We start from the raw sequence: 17,653 nt of genomic DNA, 5'->3' as shown, positions 1-17,653 counted from the left end.
GCGAGATACGTGAAGACATAAACGGCTCAACGGCCGGGCAGGAAACCTGAGCTTAAGAAAAGCGCATCGACGCTGATTGAGTTCTTAGGCTTGCCCGGCGCGGCTCTCATCATGGAGCGGGGATGGAACCCCAACTGACTCCGGATAGATTCAAGCAAGCCTAATTTACGTCAACACCGTCACGCTTGCAAAATGCGGGCTGACCATAGATTCTTTAGCGCCGGCATTTGCGGCTTGCCTTGGGCGGGGAATCCAAGCATAAAAGGGGACCCGATACTCCCTAACCGAGCAATAGAACGTCGGCTTGTATGGCTTGCCCAAATGTAAGCCGCCGGAGCAGGGAGCATTTACGCCGGGCGTTGGAGGGCGCTGCCTCGGACCGCCCGACCGCCTGGCGTAAATGCTCCCTGCTCCGGCGGCGTTTCAAGAACCCAATAAAAGCATCACATTAAAAGTAAGGGCCTCAACCCTTATCCAGCTCGCTCAAGCATTGCTGTTGAGAAAGATCAATCAGCGGGGCAGACCGGCAAGGAACTCCGACACGGCCCGTTCAAAGGCCTTGGGCTGCTCGGCCACGGCCAAGTGGGAGGCGTCTTCCAGCACCACCAGCTTGGCGCCGGGAATCTGGCGCGCCATGGTTTCGGACATCGTGACGGGCGCGCCCTGGTCCAGCTGGCCGGCGATGATGAGGGCGGGCGCCTTTACCTGGGGCAGGCGGTCGGTGGTGTCGACCGTGCCCACGGCGTTGCAGCAGCCCATGTAGCCTTCGGTGTCCGTGCTCACCAGGCGCTTGCGGAAGGCCGCCACGGCGGCGGATTTTTCCTCGCGGAAGCCGGCATGGAAATAACGCTCCATGACCGCGTCGGCGATGGCTTCGATGCCTTTGGCCCGCACGGTTTCGATGCGCTGCTGCCAGACGGCGCGGACGTTGTCGGGGTAGGCCGAGGTGGAATTGGCGACCACCAGGGCCGAAACCAGTTCGGGATGGCGGATGGCGAGCTCCTGGCCGACCATGCCGCCCATGGAAAGGCCTATCCAGACGACGGGGCCGCAGTCCAGCTCGCGCACCAGGCGGGCCGCGTCTTCGGCCAGCTCCGCCATGGTGTACAAGCCGGCGGGGGCGTCGGAGCCGCCGTGGCCGCGATGATCGTAGGCCACCACGTCGTGGTCGGCGGCCAGCGCATTGGCCAGGCCGTCCCACATGTCCAGATCGCAGCCCAGGGCGTGGCTGAGCACGATGGTGCGGCGGGGCGCGCCGTTGCGCGCGCGGCGCAGGGTGTAGTGCAAGGTCGGTTTGCTGAACGTGGCGCGTTCTTGACCTATGCCGGGGTGGGCGGCGGCGGTGATGTCGGCCGGTTCGAGGGTATAGCCGATGTCGGGCCCGATCTCGCGCAGTATGGCCATGGCGTGGGTGAAGCCCGTGTTGGCGGCGGGCACGCCGGCGTAGATGGCGGTTTGAATCAGCACTTCTTTGAGTTCGTCGGGGGTGAGGCGGGTGTCTTCCTGGCCGCCCTGCAGGGCGGCGCGCACGTGCAGCTCGAATTCTTCCCAGCGGCCCAGGGCCATGGTAATGGCCAGCACCATGGCGCGGCGGGTTTTCTTGTCCAGGCCGGGCCGGCCCCAGATTTCGTTCCAGGCGAAACGCGTGATCAGTTGCTGGAACTCGGCATTGAAGTTGTTGGCGCGCGAAAGGGAACGGTCCACCCAGGCGTCGCCAAGGATTTCGCGGCGGTTCTTCAGGCCGCGCTCTAGATCGTGATCGATGGGATCGAAGCTCATGTGCTTGCTCGCAAAAAGAAATGAAAAAGATTCAGTGCCGGTCGGGCCCAGGCGGCTTTGGCGAGGACGGCCTTTAGCGCCGGCCACATGCCTCGGCCTTGGCCCGCAGGTTCAGTCCTGGACCAGGTCGGCGCGCAGCTGCGGAATTTGCTCGCGGGCCAGTTCGGCCGCATTGGCGTTGGCCACCAGCGGGTCGAACAGTGCCCGCAGCTGGGCCGGGTCGAGCTTGCCGTTCAGTTGCGCGTCGCCGCTCACGGCCTCGGTCACCACTTCGCCCAGCGGACGCGATTCGGACACGGCCCGGCCGGTGAGTTCTTCCATCAGCTTGTGCGCCTGGGGCTTGCCGATGGCGCCGGCCAGGTAGATGGACACGGCCTCGGCGTAGACCAGGCCTTGCAGGGCGTCGATGTTGCGCTGCATGCGCGCGGTGTCGATGTGCAGGCCCTCGATGGCTTCGCGCATGGCTTCCAGCGCCCCGTGGGTGCTGATGAACAGGCCGGGCCATTCGGCCAGTTCGGCCTGCCAGTTGCCCAGGCCGCGCTCGTGCTCCTGGCCCATGTTGGCGAGCAGGGCGGCGGCGCGCTGCGGCGCGCGGCCCGCGGCCGCCAGGGCCGTCATGCAGGACACGGGATTGCGCTTGTGCGGCATGGCGGTGGAGCCGCCCCGGCCGGCGCCGGCGGGTTCGGCCAGTTCGGCGATCTCGCCCTGCGCCATCAGGCTGAAGTCGGTGGCCAGCTTGCCCAGGCTGCCCGCCAGCACGGCGACCTCGAGGCCCAGGCGCACCCACTCGTCGCGCTGGGTATGCCAGGCGGCGTCGGGCGCGCGCAGACCCAGCTCGGCGGCGACGCGGCGCGCCACGGCGGGGCCTTTGTCGCCCATGACGGCCAGGGTGCCCACGGCCCCGCCCAGCTGCAGCTGCAAGGCGCGATCGGCAGCCGACTTCAATTGACGCCGGGCGCGCACCAGCGGCGCCGCCCAGGTCGTGAACTTGAAGCCCAGGCTGGTGACTTGCGCCGGCTGCATCAGCGTGCGGGCCAGCACGGGTGTGTGCAGGTGCCGATCGGCCAGGTCGAGCAGGCGTTCGGCCAGCGAGAGCAGGGCGCCGTCGATCAGGCGCAGGGCGTCGCGCGTGGCCAGCACCATGCCGGTGTCGATGACGTCCTGGCTGGTGCTGCCCCAATGCACGTGGGTGGCGGCGCTTTCGTCGTCCTCGCCCACGGCCTTGGTCAGCGCCTTGACCAGCGGGATGGCCATGCTGCCGGCGCGCCGGCTGGCCACGATGATGGCCTGCACATCGTAGTCGGCGATATCGCCGTGCCGGGCGATGACACGCGCGGCTTCGGCGGGAATGACGCCTTCTTCGGCCTGCGCCTTGGCCAGCGCCACTTCGAAACGCAGCATGGCCTGCAGGACCGGGGCGTCGTCGAATACCTGGATGATTTCGGAGGTGGTAAGAAAACTGTCGAAAATGGAAACGCTCACCGCGGGCTCCGGCAGGGAAGAAAACAAAGAAGAAGGCCGGCTCGCAAGCCGGCCCGGGTATTGTAGCGGCTGGCCATCGCCCATGTAAGGCGGCGCCGCCGAAGGCCCTTATGAAGAGCCGATCGCCCGGCGCCGGGCGTGCTCCAGCGGTCCGGCCGCCGTGGGTTCGTTGGCCGCGGGGGCGCTCCGGCGGACTTCCGGCCGGGCGGCGCGCGGCGGCACGCCGCGCGCGTCCAGCGACGCGGGACGGACTTCCTTGCCCAGGCCGGTGTTGAGCACGCCGATGGCTTCGCCCAGGTTCTCGGCCTCGGCCGACAGGGCGCGCACGGTCTGCCCCAGGTCGTGGACCAGTTCGGCGTTCTGCTGGGTGACTCCGTCCATCTGGCCGATGGCCTGGTTGATCTGCTCCAGCCCGCTGGACTGCTCGACCGAAGCGGTGGAGATCTCGCCCATGATGTCGGTGACGCGGCGCACGGAGTCGACGATTTCCTGCATGGTGGCGCCCGCCCGGGCCGCCTGCTCGGACCCGACGGTGACCCGCGACGCGGACTCGTCGATCAGGACCTTGACCTCTTTGGCGGCTTGCGAGCTCTTGAGCGCCAGATTGCGCACCTCGCCGGCCACCACCGCGAAGCTCTTGCCGGCCTCGCCGGCACGGGCCGATTCGACCGCCGCGTTCAGCGCCAGGATGTTGGTCTGGAAGGCGATGCCCTCGATCAGCGTGACGATGTCCGAAATCTTGCGCGAGCTGTCGCGTATGCCGTCCATGGTGCCCACCACCTCGGCCACCACGTCGCCGCCCTGGCGCGCGATGCGCATGCTGTCGTCGGCCAGCCGGGCCGCCACATGGGCATTGTCGGCATTCTGCTTGACGGTGGCCGTCAGTTCTTCCATGGCGGCCGCCGTTTCCTGCAGCGAGGAGGCCTGGTCCTCGGTGCGCGCGGACAGGTGCGTATTGTTGGCGAACAGGATCTGTGCCGTATGGCCTGTTGCGTGGACGCCGACCTGGACGTCGTCGCTGATGCTGATCAGGCTCTTGCGCATGATGTCCAGATAGAAGCCGAGGCGGCCGAGTTCGTCATGCTGATTCGCATAGCTGATCTCGGTGGCCAGGTTGCCCGCCGAGATCTGCCTTGCGGTTTCGGCGACCTTTTCGACCGAACGCAGCACCCTGCGGGAAATGGTCCAGCCCTGGGCCAGCATGCCCGCGGTCAGCAGGCCTAGAGTCGGCCATAGGGCCCATTGCCACTGCTGCGGCACACCGCCGGCGGCGGCGAAGTAGCCGCCCGCGCCGATGGCCAGCAGGCCGGCCAGCGCCATGCGGGCCATGCTGACCCTCAGGCTGTTGCGGAAGGGCAGCGCCGCCAGGTCCGCCAGGCGGCGCCAGCCCCGGCGTGCACGCTGCCCCTGGACGATGCCGTAGCCGCCCGCGCGGCCCGCATTGACGGCGGCGTAAAAAGTCTCGGCCGCACGGATCTGCTCATCGCTGGCCTTGACCCGCACCGAGGCGTAGCAGCTGACTTCGCCGTTCTCGATGACCGGATAGGCGTTGGCCAGCACCCAGTAGAAGCCGCCGTCCTTGCGGCGGTTCTTGACCAGGCCCAGCCAAGGCTTGCCGGCCTTGAGCGTCGTCCACAGGTCGGCAAAGGCCTCGGGAGGCATGTCGGGATGGCGGATGATGTTGTGCGCCTTGCCGATGAGCTCGTCGCGATGGAAGCCGCTGACTTCGATGAAGGCCGGGTTGGCGTAGATGATCCGACCTTTCATGTCGGTCTTGGAGATCAGATACTGGTTGTCGCGTACTTTGGTTTCGACGTCGGTGACGGGCAGGTTCTTGCGCATGATGAGCCGTTTGGAAATAGGATTCTGCAATCGCCGAGGTCGAAACGTGCATCCACCGTCGGTCAACGTTTATACGGCTGCTTGCGGCCATACTTTAGGATGCCGATAATGAGCCTCCAGCTATATGACGGAGGCGGTGCAAGGTGACCGAAGGATTGCGGGACGGCAGCCGGGGCGAAGGCCGGCGGGGCTTCATATATCGGGCGGGTACAGGACTGGCCTGCCTGCTGCTGGCCAGCGCGGGCGTGTGCTGGGTCGCTGCCAACTGGGAGCATGCTTCCAACCTGCAGAAGCTCGCGGGCGCGCAGATGCTGCTCGCCGTGCTGGTGCTGGCGGCCGTATGGCGCGCGCGGCCCGGAAGCGAAGGCAGGCTCGAGGCAGGCAATCGCAATTTCACCGCCGCGGCGCATCTGGCCGGCCTGGCCGGCGTGGCGACGGGCGCCTTGCTGGCGCTCATAGGCCAGATCTACCAGACCGGCGCCGACGCCTGGCAGCTGTTTCTGGCTTGGGCGGCCCTGCTGATTCCCTGGCTGCTGACCCAGCACACGGTGTTTCTCGGCCTGCTCTTTGCCGTGGTGCTCAACACGGCCCTGGGCCTCTATCTCGGTGTACACGACGGCGGCATCTGGCGCGACTTCGGCGGCTGGACGAGCGCTGCGCTGCTGGCCGCCTTGCTGAACGCGGTGCTGCTGGCGGCCTGGGAACGCTGCATCGCCTATTTCGACGATGGCTGGCGCATCGGGCCGCGCATTCTGGCGATGGCCGTCGCCGGCTGGCTGGTGGCGGCGGCCTTCGCGGGCATCGACTCACGCGCCGGCCCCATCGGCATTTCCATCCTCGGCTGGGCCGTTCTGGCGACGATGTACCTGGCATACACACGGCTGCGATCCGACCTGGCCATCGTCAGCCTGGCCGCGCTCGCCGCTTTCGTTCTGCTGGTCCTGCCGCTGCTTTACTGGGTAGGGTCCGAGGCCGGACTGCTGCTGGTCGTCGTGGTGCTGCTGGCTGCGATGGCCATGGGGCTGCGCAAGCTGGGCCAGCTGCTGCGCGCCAGGGCGCTTGCCGACGATCCCTGGTACGTCAGCGCCTTTCGTCTGGTGGCCATGGGCATCACGGCTGTGCTGCTGATCGTCTTTCTGCTCATCACTCTGGATTTCCAGGTCGAGACTCTATGGGTGCCGGGCCTGCTGCTGTGCCTGGCGGGCCTGGCCGCCTATCGCCGGGGCGGCGCGGACGTGCTGCGCGAGCTCGGCCTCACATCGATGACGGCGGGCCTGCTGCTGAGCGGCGGCAGTTTCTTCGCCCTGCACGAAGACGGTTCGGGCGTGGCCGTCTATGCCTTGCTGGCGCTGGGCCTGGTCCTTTATGTCCTGGCCGGCAATGCCGCCTTCCGTTTCATCGCGGCCTTCTTTGTCCTGGGCATGGCAACCGTCATGACGTGGCCGCACGGGAACTGGGAGGACGCTCTTTTCGACGCCGGGCATGCATTGCGCGACGCTCCCTTGTCCGCCTACCTGCGCATGTGGTGGTTCAGCCTGGCCGGCGTGCTGGTGCTGCTGCTGGGCCGGGGCGAGCAGGCCGGCAGGCGCTGGCGGCCGCTGGGCTGGGCCCTGGTGTTTCTGGCGCAGATCACTGTCTGGCAAACCCCGGCTCCGCAGCCCGGCTCGATCGCGCAGGTCTGGCGCTTCGACCCGTCGGTCGTGGTGATCTGGCTGGCCTGCGCCGCGCTGCCCGTCGCGGCTTTGGGCGCGGTGGTGTGGCGCAAGCCCGCCTTGCCTCCGTCGATTCGGCTCGGGGCGCCTCTGGCGCTGGCCATCGCCGCCGTGGGGTGGATGGGCGCGCCCGGCGTGTCCCTGGCCCTGCTTTGGCTGATCATAGGATTCGCCATGCGGCATCGCAGCCTGATGGGCTTCGGCGTGCTGGCCTTGCTGGCTTACCTGATGCATTTTTATTATTTGCTCGACTCCACCTTGCTGAACAAGTCCTTTGTGCTGGGGGCGACGGGCGCCTGGCTGCTGGCTTCGGCCTGGGTGTTGAGACGCGTCCACCGGAAGAAAGCGCAGCGCGATGCTGCCTTCACGGCGGCCGGGCCTGCCGAGCATTCCGCCGCCGTTGGTGCCGACGCCGGCGGCGCCGAACGCGTCGGGGGTATCGAGCATGCCGAAGGTTCCGCCTCGTCCGCGGGGCGGAGCGGGGCGGCGCTCCGCTTCGGTGGAATGGCGTCTCGTTTCTGGCGGCGCGGCGGGCTGATCGCCGGCCTGCTGATCGTATTGGCCGCGGCCAACGCGGGCATCTACCAGCGCGAGCAGATACTGGCCCGGGGCCAACGCGTGGTGCTGGAACTGGCGCCGGTCGATCCGCGCTCCCTCATGCAGGGCGACTATATGCGCCTGAACTTCGATGTCGCCAACAAAGCGCTCTCGGCCTTGGGACAGGCGCCCGACGCGCTGAGGCGGGATATCGGGCGCCGGGGCGCGGGCTTGCTGGTGTTGCGGCCGGACGAGCGGGGCGTGCATGGCCTGGTCGCGATCCGGGCTTTGTCGAACGGCACTTCGAAGTCCGCCTACGTGGCGAGCGGCGGGAGCCCTGTGCAGCCCGCCGGATCGGACTACGACGATGTATTCTTGGAATTCAGGCTGCGAGGCAGCCAGGTGCGCGTGGTGACCGACGCCTGGTTCTTTCCGGAAGGACAGGCTGCGCGTTTCGAGCGGGCGCGCTATGGCGAATTTCGCGTGGACCAGGATGGCGCCGGCCTGCTGACCGGCCTGCTCGACGAGCGCCTGCGGCCCTTGTCCGGGCGTTGAGCGCCGGCGCACAGCATGACTGCATGTCTGCCGTGCGGAAACGCGTCGGGGCGGTGCGCCTCCCGCTTTATATACAGCTTCATCAGCCAGGAGATCAACGATGTTGCAGAAATTCAAATGCAGTCTGCCCGTGCTGGCGGGCGCTTGCCTGGCCTTGGCCGCGGCGTCCGCGTCGGCGCTTCAGGTGGGCGACCCGGCTCCCGACTTTGCCTTGCCGGGATCGGACGGCGACACCCACCGGCTGTCAGATTACCGCGGCAAGCAGGCCGTGGTGCTGGCCTGGTTTCCCAAGGCCTACACCTATGGCTGCACCATAGAGTGCAAGTCGCTGGCCGAAAACGGCCATCTCATCCGCGAGTACGACGTGACCTATTTCATGGCCAGCGTCGATCCCCTGCTGGACAACAAAGGTTTCGCGGCCGAGACCGGCGCCGATTTTCCCTTGCTCAGCGATGAGGACAAGTCGGTGGCGCGCGCCTACGGCGTGCTGCACGAGAAGGGCTACGCCAAGCGGCACACCTTCTACATCGGCAAGGACGGCACCATCCTGAAGATAGACGCGCACGTCAACCCCGAGACCTCGGCCGAGGACATGGCGGCGACGCTGGGCAAGCTGGGCGTGGAGCGGCGGGCGGACAAGCGTTGAGAACGGTACTAAACAATAATAAGAATCATTGTTAATATACCGCTTTTCCTGCCCGCTCCAACCTTCTGACATATCTCGCCCACCGCGCCGGGAAAGCGTGGAACGCCCAAGTATCTGATCTTCGGATTACGGATATCGGCCGGCTGAAACGTCTTACTTGAAAGGAGCCGAATTTTCGAGGGACGTATCGCTGCCATGCTGAGTAGTGTGCTGAAGCGCCGCAAGGGGCGCAGGGTGTTTTGGGTGGGCGCGGCGCTCATATTGGTGGCGATTCTGGCGTGGGGGCGCGGCTCGGACGGGCCCCGCTACGAGGTGGCCGAAATTACGCGGCGCGATGTCCGGGCCACGGTCAATGCCATCGGGACACTGCAGCCGCGCCGCTATGTGGACGTCGGCGCGCAGGTGTCCGGACAGATCACCCGGCTTTCGGTCCAGCCCGGCGACTCGGTCGAACAGGGTCAGTTGCTGGTCGAGATCGATCCCAGCGTGCAGCAGGCGGTGGTGGATGCGGGGCGCGCCGCCGTGGCGGACCTGCGCGCGCAGTTGGCCGAGCAGCAGGCGGCCCACAAGCTGGCGCGGCTGCGCCATGCGCGCCAGCAGCGCATGGCGAAGGAAGGCGCCACGCGCGACGAGGACGTGCAGCAGGCGCAGGCCGAACTGGCCTTCGCAGCGGCCCGCATCGAACAATTGCGCGCCCGCATCGAACAGACGCAGGCCAGCCAGCGGGCCGAAGAAGCGCGGCTGGGCTATACCCGCATCTACGCCTCCATGGCCGGTACCGTGGTGTCGGTCGAGGCGCGCGAAGGCCAGACCTTGAACGCCACCTATCAAACACCCAATATCCTGCGCATTGCGGATCTTTCCAGCATGACCGTATGGACCGAGGTGTCCGAGGCCGACGTGCGGCGGGTCAGGGAGGGCATGCCGGTGTACTTCACCACGCTTGGAGCCGGCTTCGACGAGGCGCCGCGCCGTTGGGAAAGCACGGTGCGCCAGGTCCTGCCCACGCCGCCCGCCGCGCCTGCGCCCGAGGGCGCGACGGCTCAGCCGGCGAGCGCGGCGGTGGTCTACACCGTGCTTTTCGATGTCGACAACGGCGATGGCGAGCTGATGCCGCAGATGACGGCGCAGGTGGTGTTCACTACCGCCACGGCCGAGCAGGTGCCGACCGTGCCCCTGGCCGCGCTGCAAAGCCGCGACGGTCGGCAGTCGGTGCGCGTATTGGATGATGAGGGGCGGGTGCAGAACCGGACCGTGCGGCTGGGCGTGCGCAGCCGCCACGAGGCCGAGGTGCTCGAGGGTGTGGCCGAAGGAGAGCGGTTGATCATGGCCGAGCACCTGCCCGAGCGAGGCTGGAGCTGGCTGCAATGGTAGGCGTGGACGCGGCCGTGCCGCTCATCGAACTGCGGGGCATACGCAAGCAGTACGGCGGCCGGGATGGCGCTCCGGCCGTGGACGTGCTGCACGGAATCGATTTGCGGATTCATGCGGGCGAATTCGTCGCCATCGTCGGGCAGTCGGGTTCGGGCAAGTCGACGCTGATGCATATTCTGGGCTGCCTGGACCGGGCCAGCGCCGGCGTCTACCGATTCAACGGCCGCGACGTGTCGCAGCTCGATTCCGATGCGCTGGCGTGGCTCAGGCGCAAGGCGTTCGGATTCGTGTTCCAGGGGTATCACCTGATCGCCACGGAGTCGGCGCGCGAGAATGTGGAGATGCCCGCCATCTATGCCGGCATGGCGGCGAACGCGCGCGCCGAGCGCGCCGGCCGGCTCCTGGCCAGGCTGGGCATGTCCGGACGCATGGACAACCGGCCGCAGCAGCTGTCGGGCGGGCAGCAGCAAAGGGTGTCCATCGCGCGTGCGCTCATGAACGGCGGGCACATCATCCTGGCGGACGAGCCCACAGGCGCTCTGGACAGCCGCAGCGGCGCGGAAGTCATGGCGCTGTTCCATGAATTGGCCGGGGCGGGACACACCGTCATCCTCATCACCCATGATCGCCAGGTGGCCGGCCAGGCGCGCCGCATCATCGAGATCCACGACGGACGCATCGTGGCCGACCGGAGGAATGCCCGGGACGGCTCGCGCGCCGAACCGCCCGTGCCGGCTGCGGCCGACGCCGGTGTATGTGAAGGTGAAGGTGCCGGCGTCGGTATCTGCGTTGGGGCGGAGGCAGATGCGGGGGAAAGGGGCCGGTTCACCGAGTCAGAGCTGCCCGCCATCGATCTGGACGAAGTCGGCCGGGATCCGGGTCCCGGCTGGGCCGACCTGCATGAAGCCTTGCGCAGCGCGTGGCGCGGCATGCGCATCAACCGGTCCCGCACCCTGTTGACGCTGCTGGGCATCATCATAGGGGTGGCTTCGGTCATCATCATGCTGGGCATAGGCGAGGGCGCGCGCCAGCGCGTGATCGCCCAGTTGGGCACGATGGGCACGACCATCATGTATATGGGCAGCCGTCCTCCTCCCACCGGCGGGCCGGCCGGCCAGATCACGGAAGACGATTTATCCGCCCTGAGGGGCTTGCCCGACATCCGCCGGGTGCTGCCCGTGATCGGCGACCCGCTTACCGTGCGCCATGGCAACGTCAACCGCGGCATCTACGTTTTCTCGGCAAGTGAAGAGATGCCCTCGGTCCATCAATGGGACGTCGCGCAAGGGCGCTTCTACACGGACGCCGAGGACCGCGACCTGGCACCTCTCGTCGTGCTGGGCTCCAAGGCGCGTTCGCATTTCTTCGGCTCGGAAGATCCGCTCGGCAAGCAGCTGCTGATCGGCAGCGCGCCCTTCGAAGTCATCGGCGTGATGGCCGAGCGGGGCGCGGACTCGGGGGCGCAGGACTATGACGACATGGTCTTCATTCCGTACCGGACCGGCCGGGCGCGGGTCTACCAGGTGCAGACCCAGCCGGACTACGTCGTCCTGGAGGCCCGGTCGTCGGACAGGGTGCTGGCGGCAGAAGAGGCCGTGCGCCAATTGCTTCTGGCGCGGCACGGCGGACGGGAGGACTTCGGTATCGGCAACGCGGCCGCCCGCCTGCAGGCCGAGGCGGACACCCGGCGCAGCATGACCACGATGCTGGGCCTGATCGCCGCGGTGTCGCTGCTGGTGGGAGGCATAGGGGTGATGAACGTGATGCTGATGACAATCAAGGAGCGCACGCGCGAGATCGGCATCCGCATGGCGACCGGCGCACGGAATCGCGACGTCCTGCGCCAGTTCTTGACCGAAGCCCTGCTGTTGACCGTGACGGGCGGCGTCCTGGGCTTGGCGGGGGGTGTGGCGGTGGCAGCCGTCCTCATTCTGGCGGGCGTGCCGCTGGTGCTCTCGGTGAAGGCGATGCTGGGAGCATTCGCCTGCGCGGCGGCCACGGGGATGGTGTTCGGTTTCATGCCGGCGCGCACCGCCGCGCGGCTGGATCCGGTCGTGGCCTTGGCGGGAGAATGAACGTGCTGAAGAAACCCGCGCAGGCATATGGGCTTGTGCCGAAAACCGGACCGGCAAACAGATTCCAAGGATTGCGGACGCTTGCGTGCGCTGGGCTCTTTCTTCTGGCGGGGTGCGCGGCTGCGCCTGCGCCGGATTCCCCGCTGCCCGCTCTGCCTGGCCAATGGATGCGCGTTACGGCGGAGGGGGTCGCCGCCGGCGCGCCGACTTCGGACGCGCAGGAGAACCTCAACTGGTGGCGGAGTTTCGGCAGTGCCGAGCTCGACGACTTGCTGGCGCAGGCGCTGGAGTACAGCTACGACGTAGCCGCCGCGGCGGCGAGGGTGCGCCAGGCCCAGGCGAGCGCGCGCATCGCCGGAGCCGCTCTTTTGCCCGACCTTGACGCGAGCGTCGAGACAGGACGTCAAGGCAGACTGGGCGGGCATGCCTTCGTGGAAGGCAACACCTACGCCGCCGGCTTGAACACACGCTACGAGGTGGACTTCTGGGGCGGGAACCGGGCCGCGCGCGACAGCGCCCTGGGCGCTCTGGCCGCCACCCGCTTCGATCGCGACACCATACGGCTGACTCTGCTTGCCGGCACCGCCAGCACCTGGGTGCAGGCCGTGGCCTTGTCCGAGCGCGCGGCCATCGCCGAGCGCAATCTGCGCAGCGCCCAAGGCATTCTCGCCGTGGTGCGCGCCCAATATGCCGCCGGGGCCGCCACCGAACTGGACGTGGCGCGGCAGGGGGCGCTGGTCTCCAGCCAGCGGCGCGCCCTGGAAGCGCTGCGCCAGCAGGCCGGCCAGGCGCGCATCGCCCTGGCGCTTCTGACAGGGCAGGCGGCGGATCTGCCGATCCGCACGGAGACCCTGACGGCCATACGCCAACCCGTCGTCCACATTGGCCTGCCTTCCGATCTATTGTTGCGCCGTCCGGACATCGCCGGCGCCGAGGCCCGGCTTGCCGCCGCCGATGCCGACGTGCACGCGGCTCGCGCCGCCATGCTGCCCAGCCTGGTGCTGTCGGCCCACGTGGGGGCGGGCGGCACGAGCCCGGCGCGCATCTTCGACAATCCTCTCTATTCGCTGGCTGCCGGCCTGACGGCGCCCATCTTCAATGCCGGCCGGCTGGCGGCGGGACACGATCTCGCGTTGGCGCAGCGTGAAGAATTGCTGGCCGGCTACCGCCAAACCATCGTCGCGGCATTTGCCGATGTGCAGACGGCGCTTGCGGCCATGCAGGGCGTGCAGGCGCAGCGCGAAGCACAGGCCGAAGAGCTGGCCCAGGCGCAACTGGCGCTGCGTCTGGCCGAATCCCGGCATCGCGAGGGCGCCGAGACCATGCTGACTCTGCTCGATGCTCAGCGCACCTTGTATGCGGCGCAGGACATGGCCGCGTACTTCCAGGCGCTGCATCTGCAAGCCGCCATCGACCTGTATCGCGCGTTGGGTGGAGGCTGGGCCAGGCGGAGCATGAGTATTAATAATGATAATAAATCGCATTATGTTTTATACTAAGCGGGCCTTTTGACCCGGACCTCGACATTGCCGCTCGTCACCCGGGAAAGAGGAGGGGCGCGTCTGGCCCGAGACGGGCGGCAAATCAGGCGCTGCGCACAACAAGAACATCGATGGAGAAACTCTGGTGAACGAGCATATCGCCCGCACGCGCAAGGTCGCTGCGGCTCATCGGGCGGGAGGCATGCCTTCCGCATTGACCGCGCTGGCGCTTTCGGTGGCCATCGCCTTTGCCGCGACGCCTGAATCGGCGCGCTCACAAACGCAGCCTCAAGCCACGGCGCAGGGCCGGACACAGGCCGAGGGGCAGGCGCCACAGCAAGCCCAGGCAGAGCCGGCGGCGCAGCCGCAGGGCTCGCCCACACAGCTCGACACGGTGGTGGTCACCGCCAACCAGCTCGGTGAAATCACCGAGGGCAGCGGCTCGTACACGCCGGGCGCCATCGCCACCTCGACCCGGCTGGTGCTGACGCCGCGTGAAACGCCGCAGTCCATCAGCGTGGTCACCCGCCAGCAAATGGACGACTTCAACCTGACGTCCATCGACGATGTCATGGAACACACGCCCGGCATCAGCATCGTCACCTACGACAGTGAACGCACCGAATACTATGCGCGCGGCTTCGCCATCCAGAACTTCCAGTACGACGGCATACCCATGACGCGCAACTCGGCCTACTCGGCGGGCAATACACTCAGCGACACGGCCATCTACGACCGCATCGAGGTGCTTAAGGGCGCCACCGGCCTGCTGACCGGCAGCGGCACGCCGGGCGCCACCATCAATCTCATCCGCAAAAAACCCACGCGCGAATTCAGCGGCCACCTCTCGGTGGGCGCGGGCCGCTGGGAGGACTATCGCGGCGAGCTGGACATGGGCGGGCCGCTGAACGAAAGCGGCACACTGCGGGCGCGCGGCGTGGTCGCCTACCAGGACAGAAACTCATACCTGGACCGCTACGGACGCAAGACTTCGGTGTTCTACGGCATCCTCGAAGCCGATCTCACGCCCGACACCTTGCTGACTCTGGGATTCGACTACCAGGACAACAAGCCCAAGGCGTCCACCTGGGGGGGCATCCCCTTGCTCGATTCCAACGGCAACTTCAACGACATGCCGCGCTCGTTCAACAACGGCGCCGACTTCAGCCACTGGGACCAATACACACGCACGGCTTTCGTGACGCTGGAGCACGCCTTTGCCAACGACTGGGTGGCCAAGGCGCAGTTCAACCATCAGATCAACGGCTACGACGCCAACCTGGGCGCCGCCGCCAGCGGTTTCCCGAATCCGGCCGACGGCTCGGGCGTGTCGATGTGGATAGGCCAGTACATCGGCGAAACCAAGAGCGACGCCTTCGACGCCTACCTGAGCGGCCCCTTCTCGCTCGCCGGGCGCGAGCACGAGCTGGTGCTGGGCGCCAGCGTCTCGGAAAGCCGCTGGACGAACGACGGCTATTGGAACGCGCCGGGCTACGACGTCAATGTCCCCGACTATTATCAGTGGCAGGGCAAGGTGCCCGCGCCGCCATGGCCGGGCGGGCCCGACTACACCGACGACGAAACCACGCGCGAGCGTGGCCTGTACGCCGCCGCCCGCTGGAACCTGCGAGACGACCTGAAGCTGATTACCGGCGGACGCTGGGCCACCTATCGCAACCGTGTCCAGGGCATGGACGAGTCCGGCGTATTCGTGCCGTATCTGGGCGTTGTGTACGACGTCAACGACATCTGGTCGGTGTATGCCAGCTACACCAGCATCTTCAGTCCGCAGTCCCTGCAGGACGAGCAGGGCAATACCCTGGATCCGCTCGAAGGCAACAACTACGAGGCGGGCGTCAAGGCGGCGTTTCTGGGCGGGCGCCTGAACGCCTCGGCCGCCGTGTTCCAGCTCGAGCAGGACAACTTCGGCATCGAGACCGGCGGCACCACGCCCTCGGGCGGCGTGGCCTATCGTGCGGCGCAGGGCGTCAAGACCAAGGGTTTCGAGCTGGAAGTATCGGGACGCTTGACGCCCGCATGGCAGATCAGCGCCGGCTATACCCACAATATATCGCGCCAGGACGGCGAGCGCGTCAGCACACTGACGCCTTCCAACCAGTTCAGCCTGTTCACCAGCTACAAGCTGGGCGGACGGCTGTCGGGCCTGACCCTGGGCGCGGGAGCCCGCTGGCAGGACAAGACCTGGGGCATGATTTCAGCTCCAGGCGGGCAGACGGTGAAGCACACCGTCGACGATCTGCTGCTGGTCGACCTGATGGCGCGCTACGACTTCACCAAGCAGTTGTCGGGGTCGATCAAGATCTCGAATCTGTTCGACAAGAAGTACTACACCATATTCAGCTGGTACAGCACCTATACCTGGGGCGAGCCGCGCAACATCATGGCGAATCTGCGCTACCAGTTCTAGGCCCGGCCGCTGTACCGGCATATAGCTCGTCGCCACATACTATGTCTCGCCGCTCTTCGTCCCCAAAAGGCTGGCTCGCGCATTACCGCGAGCTGATCGGGACGTGGGCGCGGCGTTCGAGTTCCGCGGCCGATGCCGAGGATGCGGCGCATGATGCCATTGCGGGCATGCTGGAGCGCGATGGAGCGGTCATTGCGAACCCGCGGGCCTATCTGCATCGAAGCACTTCGAACGGCCTGGCAGGCCGCTACCGGCGCGAGCAGGCTTTTCCCGCAGCGCCGTTGCATGAGCTTTCCGAGGCCGAGCATCCCGTCGTCGACGACGTGGAAGCGGCGGCCCGGCTTGCGCAGTTGACCCGCGCTTTGGCCGAGGCGCTGGACGAACTGCCCCTGGCCTGCCAGCAGGTCTTCGCCTGGCACCGCATCGAAGGCCGGACGATGCCAGAGATCGCCGCGCGGATGGGCTTGTCCGTCAGCACGGTGGAAAAATACCTCACCCGGACCATGCGGCATCTGCACCGGCGCTTACAAAGATTTTCGTCCTAACATTACGGGGCCTGCCTACGCCAAACGTCATATCGATGTAGGGTCAAGAAACCGCTTCGGCGATTGACGCACTTACCATGAACATTCCCGGCAATCCGACCATTCCCGACGATCCTCACGACGCCGCGGCCCACTGGTTCACCCGTGAGCGCGCCGGCGCGATGACGCCGGACGAGCGCCTGGCCTTCGAGGCATGGCGGGCTCAGCCGCGCCATGAGCAGGCGTATCGCGAGATGCTGCGCGTCTGGGAGGTGGCCGAGGCTACGCCCGATGCGGTGTTCGAAGAGATTCTGCAGAAAAACCCCAAGGCGGGGGACGCGGCAGCCCGGCACGGCGGCACCACAGCCCGGCGAAACAATGCAGCGGTTCGGCAGCGGGGAGGGCCGTTCATCCGAGGCAAGGAAGCCATGGCTCCGCGAAATGAGCCAGGGGCGGCGAGCGAAGTCTCGCACGGCAGACGCGGTCTCTTATGGGGTCTGGGGGCCGCAAGCACGGCCGTGCTGGCGGTCGCTTTCGTGGCTTCGCCGCGCTGGTTCGGGGGAGCGGGGTTTACGCAACGCTACGCCAGCCGGCTCGGCGAGCGGCAAACTGTCGAGCTGCCCGATGGTTCCACGCTGGCGCTCAACACCGATACCGCCATCGAGGTGCAGTTCGGCGAATCGGAGCGGCGCGTGCTGCTGGAGCGGGGCGAAGCGTTTTTCTCCGTCGCGGCGGATCCCAGCCGGCCCTTCCTGGTCGATGCCGCTCTGGCGACGGTGAAAGTGACGGGCACCCGCTTCAACGTGCGGCGCGATTCCGGCGCTCTGGCCGTGTCGGTGGAATCGGGCTCGGTGGAGGTGTCCGGCGGCCGCTGGTGGAAGCCCGATGTGCGCCGCCTCGGGCCGGGACAGGGCGTACGGGTGGCCCAAGGCGCCGGCCGCATGGAGGTGTCTTCCGTGGACGTCGCCGCCGTGTCGGCCTGGCGCCAGGGCAAGGCCGTATTCGACGCCGCGCCGCTCGAGGCCATCGTGGCCGAACTGAACCGCTACCGCGCCCGGCCCATCGTGCTGCGCAATCCCGCGCTCGCCCAACTGCGCGTCGCCGGCGTATTCAGCATCGACGAGCCCAATGCCTTCCTCGATATCCTGCCCACGCTGGCGCCGGTCGCCGTGCGCCGCAGCCCCGACGGCAGCGTCGAAATCGTTCCGCGCTGAAGAT

11 protein-coding genes are annotated in these 17,653 nt (G+C 67.2%); 8 read left to right on the top strand and 3 right to left on the bottom strand.

Going from position 1 to position 17,653, the window contains the following annotated elements; translation table 11 throughout:
• Positions 1-510: 510 nt before the first annotated feature.
• From pcaCD to CSC67_RS16350, 3 genes are all read right to left on the bottom strand, one after another.
• The gene (gene pcaCD, locus CSC67_RS16360) at positions 511-1,779 is read right to left on the bottom strand and encodes a bifunctional 4-carboxymuconolactone decarboxylase/3-oxoadipate enol-lactonase PcaCD (RefSeq protein ID WP_118995502.1); all 1,269 of its coding nucleotides are present in this window, start codon (positions 1,777-1,779) and stop codon (positions 511-513) included.
• Positions 1,780-1,890: 111 nt separating this feature from the next.
• A complete protein-coding gene (gene pcaB / locus CSC67_RS16355; protein WP_118995501.1) occupies positions 1,891-3,261 on the bottom strand; it encodes a 3-carboxy-cis,cis-muconate cycloisomerase in 1,371 nt (456 codons plus the stop codon).
• A 108-nt stretch (positions 3,262-3,369) separates the two neighbouring features.
• Complete coding sequence (locus CSC67_RS16350; RefSeq protein WP_118995500.1) at positions 3,370-5,103, bottom strand: methyl-accepting chemotaxis protein; 1,734 nt, start codon at positions 5,101-5,103, stop codon at positions 3,370-3,372.
• Positions 5,104-5,246: 143 nt separating this feature from the next.
• Here CSC67_RS16350 and CSC67_RS16345 point away from each other — a divergent pair, with 143 nt between their 5' ends.
• The 8 genes from CSC67_RS16345 to CSC67_RS16310 all read left to right on the top strand — a co-directional run bounded on the left by CSC67_RS16345 (position 5,247) and on the right by CSC67_RS16310 (position 17,649).
• Positions 5,247-7,907: a GDYXXLXY domain-containing protein gene (locus CSC67_RS16345; protein ID WP_118995499.1), complete on the top strand. Its 2,661-nt coding sequence runs from the start codon at positions 5,247-5,249 to the stop codon at positions 7,905-7,907.
• Positions 7,908-8,007: 100 nt separating this feature from the next.
• Entirely contained in the window at positions 8,008-8,553 is a 546-nt protein-coding gene (locus CSC67_RS16340) for a peroxiredoxin (protein WP_118995498.1), read from the top strand.
• A gap of 195 nt (positions 8,554-8,748) precedes the next feature.
• Positions 8,749-9,927, top strand: coding sequence for an efflux RND transporter periplasmic adaptor subunit (locus tag CSC67_RS16335; protein ID WP_118995497.1), 1,179 nt, complete (start codon positions 8,749-8,751; stop codon positions 9,925-9,927).
• Positions 9,921-12,002, top strand: coding sequence for an ABC transporter permease (locus CSC67_RS16330; protein WP_118995496.1), 2,082 nt, complete (start codon positions 9,921-9,923; stop codon positions 12,000-12,002). Before CSC67_RS16335 ends, CSC67_RS16330 begins: the two co-directional genes overlap by 7 nt.
• A gap of 35 nt (positions 12,003-12,037) precedes the next feature.
• A complete protein-coding gene (locus CSC67_RS16325; protein WP_425337668.1) occupies positions 12,038-13,501 on the top strand; it encodes an efflux transporter outer membrane subunit in 1,464 nt (487 codons plus the stop codon).
• Positions 13,502-13,625: 124 nt separating this feature from the next.
• Positions 13,626-15,911, top strand: a complete 2,286-nt coding sequence (locus CSC67_RS16320; RefSeq protein WP_245220267.1) for a TonB-dependent siderophore receptor — start codon at positions 13,626-13,628, stop codon at positions 15,909-15,911.
• A gap of 41 nt (positions 15,912-15,952) precedes the next feature.
• Complete coding sequence (locus CSC67_RS16315) at positions 15,953-16,456, top strand: sigma-70 family RNA polymerase sigma factor (protein ID WP_118995494.1); 504 nt, start codon at positions 15,953-15,955, stop codon at positions 16,454-16,456.
• 77 nt (positions 16,457-16,533) lie between these two features.
• Positions 16,534-17,649, top strand: a complete 1,116-nt coding sequence (locus CSC67_RS16310; RefSeq protein ID WP_118995493.1) for a FecR family protein — start codon at positions 16,534-16,536, stop codon at positions 17,647-17,649.
• Positions 17,650-17,653: the final 4 nt, after the last annotated feature.

Origin of the sequence: Pusillimonas caeni, assembly GCF_003545815.1 — a bacterium.
GTDB lineage: Bacteria > Pseudomonadota > Gammaproteobacteria > Burkholderiales > Burkholderiaceae_B > Pusillimonas > Pusillimonas caeni.
Note: the sequence above shows the minus strand (reverse complement) of the source record. Positions and strands in the feature narration are given on the sequence as shown.